The sequence below is a fragment of the Sphingobium baderi genome (assembly GCF_001456115.1).
Classification (GTDB): Bacteria; Pseudomonadota; Alphaproteobacteria; order Sphingomonadales; family Sphingomonadaceae; genus Sphingobium; species Sphingobium baderi_A.
Genome location: NZ_CP013264.1, coordinates 3,880,957 through 3,893,991 on the forward strand (window position 1 = coordinate 3,880,957; position 13,035 = coordinate 3,893,991).

Below are 13,035 nucleotides of genomic sequence, written 5' to 3' on the forward strand. Positions count from 1 at the left end.
CTCAACTCTTTCCATCCAAATAATAGTTCCGATCCGGTCCTATATAGAGTAAGCTATGCTGTCCTAATTTTGCATGGAGCATAGCAAGTGAAAACCAATGATTTGATCGAACAGCGGGCGGGGATCGTCGCTCGCATGAACAGCGCCCATGAGGCGGACGACAACACGGCTTTCGAAGCGGCAGAAACCGAACTTCGCGGCTTGGACGCCAAGCTGGAGCGCCAGCGCAAGATCGACGCTGCCGACCGCACAGAACCCGGCACCCCGCTCAATGGCAACTCGACCCCTGAGTTTCGCGGTTACTCGCTGGCCCGTCGCATCGCTCACCAGCTCGACCCGTCGATTGACGCGGGCAAGGAAATCGAGATTGAGCAGGAGCTGGCCCGCCGCTCTGAAAAGGCTGCAAAGGGCATCCGCGTGCCGCTGGAATATTTCGAAACGCGCGCCACGCAGACGACCAGCAACAGCGCGGGCATCGTCGCTGAGAGCTTCCGGCCTGACCTGTTCACGTCTGCCCTGACGGCTTCGACTGCGTTGCAGGCGCTTGGCGCGACCGTGCTGACCGGCCTGACCGGCAATGTCGTCATCCCCCGCGAAACCGGCTCGCCTGCTGTCGGCTGGGTATCGGAGGACCAGGCGCTGCCGACCGGCAATGCCAGCTTCGACAATGTGACGCTTTCGCCGCATCATGTCGGAGCCATCACCGAGCTTTCGCGCCAGCTTATCATGCAGGCCAGCCCTGCGGCTGACGCCATCCTGCGCCAGATGCTTTCGCGCAATATCGCGCTGGAGATCGACCGGGCGGCTATCAACGGCAGCGGAACCGGCGCGGAGCCGCGTGGCCTGCTGAATGATCCCGATGTGGACAGCGTGCCTTTCACGACCGATCTGTTCATCACCACCGCCGATATGATCGCTGCGGCCGACCTGGCGAACGTCGCCAGCAATCGCGGCTTCCTCGCCACCAATGGCGTGAAGGCGACCGCGATGAAGCTGCGGACGGTGGACGGCCTGCCGATCCCTTACAGCGCCACCTTCCATGACGAGCCAGTGCAGTTCAGCAATCAGGCACCGTCCAACCTTGGCGTGGCCGATGACGAGCACGCGCTGATCTATGGCGACTGGCGCGACTTCCTCGTCGGCATCTGGTCGCAGCTTGACATTCTCGTCAATCCCTTCGCGGAGACGGCCTATAGCAAAGGCAATATTCTCATCCGCGCCATGGCGACGGTGGACTTTGGCGTGCGGCGTCCTGCGTCGTTCGTGAAGGCTTCCGGCGTGACGGTGGCCTGATGAGCGGGGCGGCATCCCTTGAGCGGCGCGCGGTCACAGAGCTGCGCGCCGCTGGGCGCAAGCTGGAAGGCTATGCCGCCCTGTTCGGCAGCGAGGCGCGCATCGGTTCCTTTGTGGAGACGATCGCGCCTGGCGCTTTCCGTTCGGCCCTTGCTGGCGACGTGCTGGCCTTGCTCGACCATGACCAGGGCAAAGTGTTGGGGCGCACCCGTTCGGGCACCCTGCGCCTGTCGGAAGATAGCAGGGGCTTGTCCTTCTCGCTCGACCTTCCCGAAACGGCGGCAGGGCGAGACGTGCTGGCGCTGGCCGAGCGTGGCGACCTGGGCGGTATGTCCTTCGGCTTCATCGTGCCCAAGGGTGGCGATAGCTGGCAGGGCGAGAAGCGGACCTTGCGCACGATCGGCCTGAAAGAGATCAGCGTCGTGCAATCCTGGCCTGCCTATCCCGACACAGAGCTGGCGCTTCGCAGCCGGCTTTCGCTCAATAATGAGCAAAACCGCCGTCGCCGGTCCCTCATTCTCGCGGAGGCTGGCGCATGGTCCTGAAAGACTGGCTCGCCCGCATCACGGGCTTTGAAAAGCGCAATGATTCCGCCGATCCGTCCTGGGCAGCACTGGCCCCCGGCATCGGCTATATGGCTGGCGTATCGGCCCGCGCCGCCGAGAACCTCTCGACCGTGCTGGCCTGCACCAACGCCATCGCCACGGCGCTCGCCTATGTCCCTGCGCTGGTTTACCGCGTGGATAGCGACGGCAACCGGGTGGAGGCTATGTCTCACCCCCTGCGCCGGATCGCGCGCGGCGGCGCCAACCCGCAAATGACGTGGCCGGACTGGCTGGAGCATCTGGTCGCATCGGCCTTGCTGACCGGCAACGGCCTTGCCGAGATCATCCGCGCGGGCAACGGGCAGCTAAGCGGCTTCCGGTGGATACCGTGGGGAATGGTGACTGTCGTTTATCTGTCGAGCGGGCGGCTGGCCTATGACGTGACGGACGGACGCGGCGGCACCCGCCGATTGCTGGAAAGCGAGGTCCTGCACCTGCGCGACCGCACCGACGACGGCCTGGTGGGCCGCTCGCGCTTATCTAGGGCCGCTGACACCGTTGCAGGCGTTCAGGCGTCCAATGCCTTCGCCAAGAGCTTCCTGGAGCGCGGAGCCCAGCCTAGCGGCGTTATCCGTCACCCCGGCGCGATGACGTTAGAGCAAAAGGCGAGCCTGCGCGAACAGTTCAATTCCAATTATTCCGGCGCGGCCAACGCGGGCAAGACGCTGATCCTCGACGGCGGACTGGAGTGGCAAGCGGCGCAGATTTCACCCGAAGACGCCGAGCTGCTCGAATCCCGCAAGTTCGGCGTGGTCGAGGTCTGCCGACTGTTTCAGGTCCCGCCGCCGATCGTGCAGGCATACGAAAACAACACGTTCACCAATGCCAGCCAAGCGGGCCTGTGGTTCGCGACATTCTGCCTGGCCCCATGGGCGCGGAAGATCGAGGCGGAGTTCGCCCGGTCTGTGTTCCCCAGCAATGGCCCCTATGAGCTGGAGCTGGATCTGTCAGGCTTCCTGCGGGGCGATCCGGCAACCCGCTGGCAGGCCCATGAAATCGCGCTGCGCAACAATGTGCTGGACGCCAACGAGGTCCGGCAGATTGAGGGCTGGAATCCTCGCAAGGCGGAACCTGCGGGCGTCCGTAGTCCTCCCCCTGCGAACCAGGGAGAACAGTCCCATGTCTGATCTTGTCACCCTTGCAGAAGCCAAGCTGCATCTGCGCGTGATCCACGACCATGAGGATACCGCTATCGGCATGATGATCGCCGCTGCCTCAGAGGCGGTGCGCGATATAGTTGGGGAGATCGACCCCAACGACATTCCCGTGCGCGTCAAGCTGGCCGTGCTGACCCGCGTGGCGGTCATGTATGACAACCGGGAAAGCATCGAGGCGGGCGCGGGTGAACTGCCGATGCTGACCCCGTTGCGGGCGCTGGAGGTATAGCCCCATGCGTCCCGGCACTATGGACCGCCGCATCACGCTGCAACGCTACACTGAGACGCGGAACGCCTATAACGAGGTGGTCATGACGTGGGCCGATCTGGCGACCGTCTATGCCGAGGTGCGCCAGCAAGGCGGGCGTGAGTTCCTGGCAGCGGCGCAGGAGACAGCGAGCAAGCGCGTCGTGTTCTTCATCCGCTGGTATCCCGGCCTGACTACGGCTGATCGCATTTTTTATGACGGCAGGCTGCACAACATTGTCGAGGTGCGCGAAATCGGACGGCGTGATGGCGTCGAGTTGCACACGGTCGCGGCTGCCTAATCGCTAATTCTCATGTTGCATCCATGTTGCATGGAGTCGCCGGGAACCTCATGGAAACGGCGGAAAAGCAAGGAAAATGACGCAACAGCGATGCAACATGAAATTGCGCCCTCCCCGTTCGGGGGAAATCGCAACATACTGAATTTAATGTAGAAAAATGGTGCACCCGGCGAGATTCGAACTCACGGCCCTCAGATTAGGAATCTGATGCTCTATCCTGCTGAGCTACGGATGCACCGAGCGAAAGCCTGAAGTTTTCGCGCTCCGGCGATACCTGCGCCGATCCTGCTCGTCAACAAGGTCAGGGAGATACGGAAACTGCGGCACATTCTGCGCCACACACCGGCGAGCACCCGTGCTCTTGTCCTATAAGGCCATTGGGCCTGCCTCAAACATAGCGGCGATCAATTCTGCGCTTTGGGAGGAACTATCGGAAATGGCAGGGGTGCGACTTCCACGCCTTCGGAAATCAGGGCGCGGGCTTCCTCGGGCGCTACTTCGCCATGAATATTTGCGTGGTCCCGTTCACCATAATGCATGGCGCGCGCCTGCTCGGCGAAGGTGCGTCCGACCCAGGTCGATCCTTCGAGCGCCTTGGCCTGCGCGTCTGCCATCGCCTGCATCAGCACGCGCATCCGGCTTTCATCCGCATTGCCCATGGGAATGGACGGCCCTTCGGCTGTGGTAGCCGGCGCGGCAGGGCGGCGGTTTCCCTTAGATGCAACGGCTGGCGCCATCAACGCCTTGGTAACGCGCGCGTCGCCACACATGGGACAGGCAAGCAGTCCTCGCGCCTTCTGGTCCTCATAGTCCGTGCTAGAGCCGAACCAGGCCTCGAATATATGGCCCTGGCCTTCGCATTTAAGGTCGAACACGATCACGCGATTACTACGTCCCTGGATATCTCACGGCGATTGGCGATGGCGGGCACCCGCCCGCGCACCTCCTCTATGCGAGCCATGTCGATGTCGGCAAGAGCGAGACCGGCCTTTTCACCCATGTCCAGCAGGACTTCGCCCCACGGGTCCACGATCAGACTGTGCCCATAGGTTTCGCGGCCATCGGTGTGGCGTCCGGTCTGGGCGGGCGCGATGACGAAGCATCCTGCCTCGATCGCGCGGGCGCGTAGCAATATATGCCAGTGGGCCTGTCCGGTCGGCACGGTGAAGGCGGCAGGCATCAGCAAGATGGTCGCCCCTGCATTGGTCAGCGCCCGATAGAGATCGGGAAAGCGCATGTCATAGCAGATGGAAAGGCCCATGCGCGCCCATGGCGTATCCACGGCCACAACCTGCTCGCCAGGTCCGTAGACGGAGGATTCCCGCCAGCTTTCCCCAGTCGCCAAATCCACATCAAACAGATGGATCTTGTCATAGCGCGCCCGGATTTCGCCCCGGTCGTCGATCACGAAGCTGCGATTGGCCCAGCGCCCGTCCTCCCGTTCACCCTTGAAGGCGAGCGAGCCAACATGCACCCAAAGTCCCCACTTCACCGCCGCGTCGCGAATGGCAGCCAGAACCGGATCATCCGCTTCGGTCCGCAAGGTTTCGGCCGCCCGCTGCCTGTTCCGGTCAAGATAGCCCGCCATTTCCGGCGTGAAGACCATGTCTGCGCCCTCGCCCTTCGCGCGCGCGGCCATATCGGTGATCGCGGCGGCGTTGGCGGTGGGATCAATCCCGCTGGTCATCTGGAAGAGCGCGGCGCGCATGGCGATTACAGGCCCAGCAACGGGTCAAGCTTGCCCTGCCGGTTGAGCGCGGCCATGTCGTCGCTGCCCCCGATATGCCTGCCATCGATGAATATCTGCGGCACGGTCATGCCGCCGTTGGAGCGCTCCAGCATCTCCTGCCGCTTCGGGCCGCCCATGGTGATGTCATATTCCTCGAACGCCACGCCCTTGCCTTCCAGCAAAGCCTTGGCGCGCGCGCAATAACCGCAAAATGCCTTGGTGTAGATTTCAACTTTCGCCATTGGTTCTCGATACTCCTTGGCTGGAGGAGATGGGGACTCCAGGGCGCCTTTGTCAATCGAACGGTTCCGCGTCCGGCAACACCCGCGCCCAGCACAGCAAATGCACGGCCGCCACACCCCCGCGCCTCAGCGCCCGCGCACAGGCCGCTGCCGTCGCCCCGCTCGTATGCACATCGTCGATCAGCAGGACCGTTCGCCCCGATAGGTCATGGCCCGGAGCCAGCGCGAAAGCGCCGCGCACCGCCTTGGCGCGATGGCGGGGATTCATGCCACGCAGGGGCTGGGTTCGCTTTGCGCGTAGCAGCGCATGTTTTTCGACGGTCAGTCCCGTCGCCCTGCCCAGATGATCGGCGATCAGGGCCGCCTGATTGAATCCCCGCCACCACAGCCGCCAGCGGTGCAGCGGAACCGGCACGATCAGCGGCTGCTCCTCGGTCCGGACGTGTCGCGCCATATGTCCCGCGATCAGCCGGGCAAGGCCGATCCGCCGCCCATATTTGAGCCGCAGCGCCACCGCTCGCGCCACATCGCCATAAGCCAGCACCGCCCGCGCGCTGTCGAAGGGCGGCGGCTCAGACAGACAGGAGGCGCATTCTCCACCCTCCCCTATCTCATGCTCGAAAGGCACGCCGCAGCGCGCGCAGCAGGGATCGCCCAGAAAATGCATGCCGCTCCAGCAGGCGAGGCAGAAGGACTGATCGCGCTCCACGACCACACCGCATCCGGGACAGCGCGGCGGCAACGCATAGTCCAGTGCCGAAGCAGTCATGATCTTGAGATGCGGGAGAAGCGACATGATCTACCTTGTTCCCGCTCCGCGTCCGATGCACAAGACCCACCATGACCAATCCCGACATCTTCGACCGGCGCCTGCGCGCCTTGCGGCGTGACCGGATGATGGGCGGTTTTGCGGACCATGATTTCCTCTATGGTGCAATGCTGGAGGAATTGCTGGACCGACTGGCCGACGTGCGGCGCGATTTGCCCGAAGCGCTGGTCGTGGGCTGTCCAGATGACAGCGCGAAAGCAGCGCTGGAAAGGATGGGCAAACGGGTTGCCTGCATCGATCCCGGCTTCCTGGCGGCGCGGCAAGCCGGCGGCGGTGTGCAGGGGGATGAGGACGCTCTCCCCTTTGCCGACGACAGTTTCGACCTGATCCTTGCCTGCGGAACGCTCGATAGCGTCAACGATCTTCCTGGCGCGCTGATTCTTATGCGCCGCATATTACGGCCGGATGGACTTTTGCTGGCCGCCTTTGCGGGCGCGGGCACCCTTCCCCGGCTGCGCGCAGCGCTGATGACCGGGGAAGGTGATCGGCCCGGCCAGCATATTCATCCACAGGTCGATGTCCGGTCAGCGGGCGACCTTCTGGGAAGAGCCGGATTTGCCATGCCGGTGGCGGATGGCGACATGCTGACCGTGCGCTATGGCGATATGCTCCGGTTGATGCATGACTTGCGGGGCATGGGCGCGGGCAATGCGCTAGGATCGCACCCTCCGGCCTTGCGGCGAGATGTGCTGGCGGCAGCGATGGCGCATTTCGCCGAGGCTGCCGATCCAGATGGCAGAACTGCCGAACAGATCGGCGTGATCTACCTCAGCGGCTGGAAGCCCGATGCCAGCCAGGCGAAGCCTGCCCGGCGGGGCAGCGCCACGATTTCCCTCGCCGAAGCATTGAAACGGAAGAACTGACTGCCCGTCAAATCCCATCATCGCGCGCGGTCTGGGCGCCCACTACAGGCGGATCGGCCACATCCCATGACTGCCAGCCGCCAAACCGGCAGGCATATTCGACATGGCTGGCCCGACGAAAGGCCGCTCCGTCCCAAACCACAACTTGCAATTCGATCCGGTCATGACGATGGACGTGCAGCCAATTGAAGCTCTGCGGCTCCGCATTGCGAAGGCGGGTGGAAGTCGCCGTTCCCGCCTGAATGATGAGGGCACTGCCCGCGTCCTCCACCATTTTTTGCGCCGCACGCGCGTAAGTGCGGTGGAAATGCCCGGCGAGCGCGATATGAATGCCTGCCTCGCGCGCGGCCTGCACGGCATGCTCATGGCGCCCGACGGCCTCGCTCCATTCCCCGCCCTTGCCGATGGGCATGGCGAACAGCGGATGATGCGTGACGAGAATACGGGTCTTTTCAGGCGGCACAGAGGCAAAGCGAGCGCGCAGCAATGCCATCTGCTCATGATTGAGCCGCCCGTCCTTGATGGTCAGCGACCGCGCCGTGTTAAGGCCGAGGATCGCCACCGCTTCATCCTCATAGAAGGGACAAAGATCATTCGAAATATAGCGTTTGTAGCGATGCAGGGGCCACAGGAACCGACGCACCGCATCATAGAGCGGAACGTCATGATTGCCCGGAATAAGGAGCAACGGCAAACCCGCGGCGCGCAGCCGGTTAATCCATTTTGACGCCTGCCGGAATTGCGCGATCTTCGCCCTTTGGGTGAAGTCACCGCTGATAACGACCAGATCGGGCCGCCTTTCCAGCAGCCAGGCTTCGGCAGCCGTCGCAATTGTGTCGTCATGCGCGCCGAAATGCAGGTCGGAAAGATGGGCGATACGGGCCATTCTTCTTTAACGAGCCGAAAGACAAGGAGTTGCGCCGGGAGCCGATCCGGGACTGGCGAGTTTTTATGGCATGGAAACGAAACCCCTCCCGCACGACGCCGTGCTTATCGTCAATGCCCAGTCCCGCCGGGGCGAAGCGCATTTCAAGGAGGCAAAGGAAAGGCTGGAGCAAAGCGGCGTCCGTCTCACCGCCGCCCATGCCGTGAAGAACCCGAATCATATAGCCCAAGCCGTGCGCGCCGCGGTGGCATCCGGCGCGCCGATGGTGATCGTGGGCGGCGGCGACGGGTCGCTGTCGGGCACGGTGGATGAACTGGTCGGCAAGGATTGCGTGTTCGCCGTCCTCCCGCTGGGCACCGCGAACAGCTTCGCGCGCACGCTGGGCCTGCCGCTGGAGCTGAAAGGCGCAGTCGACGCCATCGCCCATGGACGGCGACGGCGGATCGACCTGGGCATGATCGACAGCGATTATTTCGTCAACGCGGCCTCCATGGGGCTATCCCCCATGATCGGGGACACTGTGCCACATAAGCTGAAGCGTTATCTGGGCCGCGTCGGTTATCTCCTCTGGGCGGTCAAATGCTCTTTCGGCTTCCGGGCGTTCCGGCTCGTGATCGACGATGGCGTCAGGGAACGGCGCATGTGGTCGACTGAGGTCCGCATCCTGAACGGTCCTTTTCATGGCGGAGTCGAACTGTCCGACGAAGCTGCCGTGGATACCGGCGAAATCGTGGTTCAGGCGATTGTCGGGCGCAGCCATATGCGCCTTGCGTGGGACTGGTATGCGAAATTCTTCCGCCTTCGCGACCGCAACGTCCATACGGAAGAGTTTCGCGGCCAATCTTTCCGCCTGTCGACACAGCCGCCGCAACGCATCTCCATCGACGGGGAAGTGCTGGCCCGAACACCCGCCACGGCGAAGATCGCAGGCGGCGCGATAGAGGTCGCGGTTCCCGCAGAGGACTGATGCAAGAGCAAGATGCGATAGGAAGACAGCGGACCGCGTTGTCTGGCTGCGGACACACAAATCCTTTCGTCCTGAGTAGCCCCTGAGCTTGTCAAAGTGGCGTATCGAAGGACAGCGGCATGCGAGAAGCCCTTCGATACGGGTCTTCGACTTGACCAAGAGGCCAAGTTTATCCTGAGCTACTGCTGCAAGCAGTCAGTCGAAGGGCTCAACCCCTACTCAGGGCTAACGGAGTGGAAAAGTCCGCAATTGGCCGATAGCGGTCAGCCTCCCTTCACAACACAAACTAAGCCGTCCCCTTCGCCTTGGCCGCCTTGCGTTCCTGCATCTTCTTGCGGAAGCGGGTGGCCCATCCGGGCTTGCCATCCTGCGCGGGGCGAACGAGGCAGAGCGCGTCGGCATCCACGTTGCGCGTGACCGTGCTACCCGCGCCCACGATTGCGCCCTCCCCGATCTTCACCGGCGCGACCAGCGCGCTGTTGGAGCCGATGAACGCGCCCGCGCCGATTTCCGTCCGATATTTGAAGAAGCCGTCATAATTGCAGGTGATGGTGCCCGCCCCGATATTGGCGCCCGCCCCCACGCTGGCATCGCCGATATAGGACAGATGATTGGCCTTCGCGCCCTCGCCCAGTTCCGCCTTCTTGATCTCGACGAAATTGCCGACCTTGGCCTTCGATCCGATCTTCGCGCCGGGACGCAGACGGGCATAGGGGCCGATCTCCGCGCCGCTTTCCACCTGCGCGCCTTCCAGGTGGGAAAAGGCGTGGATGACCACATCGTCCGCCACCCGCACGCCAGGGCCAAAGACGACATTAGGCTCCACCACCACGTCCCGGCCCAGCACGGTGTCATGCGCGAAGAACACCGTGTCCGGCGCGATCATCGTGACGCCTTCGCGCATCGCCTCAGTTCGGCGGCGCGCCTGCCAGATGACCTCCACTCCGGCGAGTTCGATCCGGCTGTTGACGCCCGCGACTTCCCAGGCATCCGTCTCGATCACGGCGCTCTGCGCGCCGGGCAACATGACGATGTCCGGCAGATAATATTCGCCGGCCGCATTGTCGTTGCCGATCCGGTCAAGCAGCACGAACAGGTCAGTGGACCGAACCGCCATCAACCCGCTGTTGCACAGGGTAACGGCGCGCTCGTCCGCGCTGGCGTCCTTATATTCGACCATCCTTTCGATGATGCCCTGCCCATCGGCAATGATCCGGCCATAAGCGGCGGTATCATCGGGCCGGAAACCCAGCACCACCGCGCGCGGCTCATCCCCGCGCGTCAGCCGGTCCAGCATCGCGCGCATGGTTTCGGCCCGCACCAACGGCACATCGCCGTAAAGGATCAGCACATCGCCCGCGAAACCCGCGAGCGCCTCATGCGCCTGCGCGACGGCGTGGCCGGTGCCAAGCTGCCGGTCCTGCACGGCGATGACGACGCCTTTGCCCTCGACCGCTTTCTCCACCTGATCGCGTCCAGCGCCTACAACCACGACCTGCCGTTCCGGCTGCAATTCCGCCACGCTTGCCAGCAGGTGCAGCAGCATCGGACGGCCCGCCACGGGATGCAGCACCTTATGCAGCGATGACTTCATGCGCGTGCCCTGCCCCGCGGCAAGGATGATGACGGCAAGGGGGCGGCTGGCGGTCACGGTGAGGCGACTCCTGTTATCGGACGGTTGGCTGGCGTCCCTCTGCCATGTTTGGCTTGCCTTTGCCACCGCTGCGAAGGCATGGGCGCGTCATGACACGCATAGCTTTCGACATCGTCGGCTTCGACCTGGACGGCACATTGATCGATACCAGTGGGGATCTGGCCGCCGCAGTCAACTACGCCATCGGGCTGCTGGGCCGCGTGCCCTTTCCAGTGGAAGCGATCCGCCCGTTCGTAGGCAAGGGCGCGAAAGTCATGCTGGAACGCGCCTTGGCTGCGTCGGGCGGTTATGAGGAAGCCGAACTAAGCGAAAGCCTGCCCATATTGCTTGATTATTATGAGCAGAATCTGGCGATCCATTCCGTGCCCTATCCCGGCCTGATCGCGGCGCTGGATCGACTGGCGGAGATGAACGTAAAGCTCGCCATCTGCACCAATAAGGCGGAGCGCTTCACCATCCCGCTGATGCATCAGCTTGGGCTGTCCGATCGCTTCGCCAGCATCGTGGGCGGCGACACGGTGGGCGTCGCCAAGCCTGATCCTGCCCCGATCCGCGAGATGATCGCGCGGGCGGGTGGCGGGCGCGCCATCTTTCTGGGCGACACGATCAATGACATTGCAGGCGCGCGCAATGCGGGCATCCCATCCATCGCCGTCAGCTTCGGTTTCCTCGACGGCCCGGTGGAAAATCTGGAGGCCGATGCGGTGATCCACCATTTCGACGAACTGGCGTCCATGCTGGAGCAATGGCCGAACTGAGCAGCCGGAATTCAGCATCATTCGGACATGAAAAAGGCCGCCCCCGACGGAGCGGCCTTTTTTCATTCTTCCGAGACCAAAGCCTCACATATGTATCGGCTTACCCGTCACAGCCATCGCCGCTTCCTTGATCGCCTCGCTATGCGTCGGATGCGCGTGGCAGGTATAGGCGATGTCTTCGCTCGATGCGCCGAACTCCATGGCCTGCGCGGCCTGCGCGATCATGGTGCCCGCGACGCTGGCGATGATCCACACACCCAGCACCTTGTCGGTTTCCGCGTCGGCAATGACCTTCACGAAACCGTCCGGCTCATGATTGGTCTTGGCCCGGCTATTCGCCAGCATGGGGAATTTGCCGACCTTCACCGCGCCGCGTTCCTTGGCCGCTTCCTCGGTCAGGCCCACGCCCGCGATTTCCGGGCTGGTGTAGACGACCGACGGGATCACGTCATGGTTCACAATGCCGGTCAGACCCGCGATATTCTCCGCGACGGCGATGCCTTCGTCCTCGGCCTTGTGCGCTAACATCGGACCGGGGATCACATCGCCAATGGCCCAGACGCCAGGAACCTTGGTCGCGAAATCATGATCGGTTTCGATCTGGTTCCGGCCATTCAGCTCCAACCCGATCTTGTCGAGCCCCAGTCCTTCTGTGTTCGGACGACGGCCGATCGACACCAGCACGCAATCCGCCTCAATCGTTTCCGCTTCGCCGCCAGCGGCTGGTTCGACGGTCAGTTCGACCTTCTTGCCCTTGACCTTGGCGCCGGTGACCTTGGTGCCGAGCTTATAGTCGAAACCCTGCTTCTTGAAGATCTTGCTGGCTTCCTTGCGAACTTCGCCGTCCATGCCGGGCAGTATCTGATCGAGAAATTCGACCACCGTGACCTTCGCGCCCAGACGCCGCCACACGCTGCCCAGTTCAAGGCCGATGACGCCGCCGCCAATGACGACGAGGTGATCGGGCACCTTCTCCAGTTCCAGCGCGCCGGTGGAATCGACGATCAGGCCCTTCTTATTGTCGACCTCGACGCCCGGAAGCGGCGTCACCGACGATCCGGTAGCGATGACGATATTCTTCGCCGTCACTTTCTTGCCCGCAACCTCGACCGTGTTCGCCCCGGTGAAGCTGGCAAGGCCCTTGAGCCAATCGACCTTGTTCTTCTTGAACAGGAATTCGATGCCGCCAGTCAGGCCCTTGACCGCATCCTTGCGTTGGCCCTGCATGGTATCCAGGTCCAGGCTCATCTTATCGATCTTGACGCCTAGCTTCGCAAGCGCGCCGCCGGCCGCTTCCTCATACAATTCCGAAGCGTGCAGCAACGCCTTGGACGGGATGCAGCCGACATTGAGGCAGGTGCCGCCCAGCGTCTCCCGGCTTTCGGCGCAGGCGGTCTTGAGCCCAAGCTGCGCCGCGCGAATCGCCGCGACATAGCCGCCCGGCCCCGCGCCGATCACCAGAACGTCATAATCGAATTCAGCCATCGTCTTTGGTCCTCTGGCG

Annotated in this window: 15 protein-coding genes and 1 tRNA gene; 8 read left to right on the forward strand and 8 right to left on the reverse strand. The window is 63.1% G+C overall.

The features are described from left to right. Positions 1 to 87 precede the first annotated feature (87 nt). The 5 genes from ATN00_RS18970 to ATN00_RS18990 are packed head-to-tail and all read left to right on the forward strand — an operon-like array spanning position 88 to position 3,603. Complete coding sequence (locus tag ATN00_RS18970; RefSeq protein WP_062067772.1) at positions 88 to 1,293, forward strand: phage major capsid protein; 1,206 nt, start codon at positions 88 to 90, stop codon at positions 1,291 to 1,293. Next, a complete protein-coding gene (locus ATN00_RS18975) occupies positions 1,293 to 1,838 on the forward strand; it encodes an HK97 family phage prohead protease (RefSeq protein ID WP_062067775.1) in 546 nt (181 codons plus the stop codon). The genes ATN00_RS18970 and ATN00_RS18975 overlap by 1 nt, the downstream gene beginning before the upstream one ends. Next, positions 1,829 to 3,025 carry a phage portal protein gene (locus ATN00_RS18980; RefSeq protein ID WP_062067778.1) on the forward strand — a complete coding sequence of 399 codons (1,197 nt, stop codon included), beginning with the start codon at positions 1,829 to 1,831 and terminating at the stop codon, positions 3,023 to 3,025. The genes ATN00_RS18975 and ATN00_RS18980 overlap by 10 nt, the downstream gene beginning before the upstream one ends. Beyond that, positions 3,018 to 3,284, forward strand: a complete 267-nt coding sequence (locus ATN00_RS18985; protein WP_062067781.1) for a head-tail connector protein — start codon at positions 3,018 to 3,020, stop codon at positions 3,282 to 3,284. Before ATN00_RS18980 ends, ATN00_RS18985 begins: the two co-directional genes overlap by 8 nt. Positions 3,285 to 3,288: 4 nt before the next feature. Further along, positions 3,289 to 3,603, forward strand: a complete 315-nt coding sequence (locus tag ATN00_RS18990; protein WP_082635265.1) for a phage head closure protein — start codon at positions 3,289 to 3,291, stop codon at positions 3,601 to 3,603. A 158-nt stretch (positions 3,604 to 3,761) separates the two neighbouring features. On the opposite strand, the gene ATN00_RS18995 is transcribed toward ATN00_RS18990, so the two are convergent. The 5 genes from ATN00_RS18995 to ATN00_RS19015 all read right to left on the reverse strand — a co-directional run bounded on the left by ATN00_RS18995 (position 3,762) and on the right by ATN00_RS19015 (position 6,373). Continuing rightward, a tRNA-Arg gene (locus ATN00_RS18995) sits at positions 3,762 to 3,838 on the reverse strand. Positions 3,839 to 4,007: 169 nt separating this feature from the next. Further along, positions 4,008 to 4,484, reverse strand: coding sequence for a DUF1178 family protein (locus ATN00_RS19000; protein ID WP_062067787.1), 477 nt, complete (start codon positions 4,482 to 4,484; stop codon positions 4,008 to 4,010). After that, positions 4,481 to 5,311: a carbon-nitrogen hydrolase family protein gene (locus ATN00_RS19005; protein WP_062067790.1), complete on the reverse strand. Its 831-nt coding sequence runs from the start codon at positions 5,309 to 5,311 to the stop codon at positions 4,481 to 4,483. The genes ATN00_RS19000 and ATN00_RS19005 overlap by 4 nt, the downstream gene beginning before the upstream one ends. 5 nt (positions 5,312 to 5,316) lie before the next feature. Further along, entirely contained in the window at positions 5,317 to 5,574 is a 258-nt protein-coding gene (gene grxC, locus ATN00_RS19010; RefSeq protein WP_062067793.1) for a glutaredoxin 3, read from the reverse strand. Between the two features lie 52 nt (positions 5,575 to 5,626). Next, positions 5,627 to 6,373: a ComF family protein gene (locus ATN00_RS19015; RefSeq protein WP_062067796.1), complete on the reverse strand. Its 747-nt coding sequence runs from the start codon at positions 6,371 to 6,373 to the stop codon at positions 5,627 to 5,629. A 41-nt stretch (positions 6,374 to 6,414) separates the two neighbouring features. Here ATN00_RS19015 and ATN00_RS19020 point away from each other — a divergent pair, with 41 nt between their 5' ends. Beyond that, positions 6,415 to 7,266, forward strand: coding sequence for a class I SAM-dependent methyltransferase (locus ATN00_RS19020; protein ID WP_062067798.1), 852 nt, complete (start codon positions 6,415 to 6,417; stop codon positions 7,264 to 7,266). Between the two features lie 7 nt (positions 7,267 to 7,273). Here the strand turns inward: ATN00_RS19020 and ATN00_RS19025 are convergent, their stop codons facing one another. Continuing rightward, positions 7,274 to 8,152, reverse strand: a complete 879-nt coding sequence (locus tag ATN00_RS19025) for a metallophosphoesterase family protein (protein ID WP_062067801.1) — start codon at positions 8,150 to 8,152, stop codon at positions 7,274 to 7,276. Positions 8,153 to 8,222: 70 nt separating this feature from the next. Between ATN00_RS19025 and ATN00_RS19030 the strand changes: the two genes are divergently transcribed. After that, a complete protein-coding gene (locus ATN00_RS19030; protein ID WP_062067804.1) occupies positions 8,223 to 9,119 on the forward strand; it encodes a diacylglycerol/lipid kinase family protein in 897 nt (298 codons plus the stop codon). A gap of 286 nt (positions 9,120 to 9,405) precedes the next feature. Here the strand turns inward: ATN00_RS19030 and glmU are convergent, their stop codons facing one another. Next, positions 9,406 to 10,713, reverse strand: a complete 1,308-nt coding sequence (glmU, locus tag ATN00_RS19035) for a bifunctional UDP-N-acetylglucosamine diphosphorylase/glucosamine-1-phosphate N-acetyltransferase GlmU (protein WP_231746484.1) — start codon at positions 10,711 to 10,713, stop codon at positions 9,406 to 9,408. A gap of 149 nt (positions 10,714 to 10,862) precedes the next feature. Here glmU and ATN00_RS19040 point away from each other — a divergent pair, with 149 nt between their 5' ends. Continuing rightward, positions 10,863 to 11,531, forward strand: a complete 669-nt coding sequence (locus ATN00_RS19040) for an HAD family hydrolase (RefSeq protein ID WP_197413628.1) — start codon at positions 10,863 to 10,865, stop codon at positions 11,529 to 11,531. 84 nt (positions 11,532 to 11,615) lie between these two features. On the opposite strand, the gene lpdA is transcribed toward ATN00_RS19040, so the two are convergent. Further along, positions 11,616 to 13,016, reverse strand: coding sequence for a dihydrolipoyl dehydrogenase (lpdA, locus tag ATN00_RS19045; RefSeq protein ID WP_062067813.1), 1,401 nt, complete (start codon positions 13,014 to 13,016; stop codon positions 11,616 to 11,618). Positions 13,017 to 13,035 lie beyond the last annotated feature (19 nt).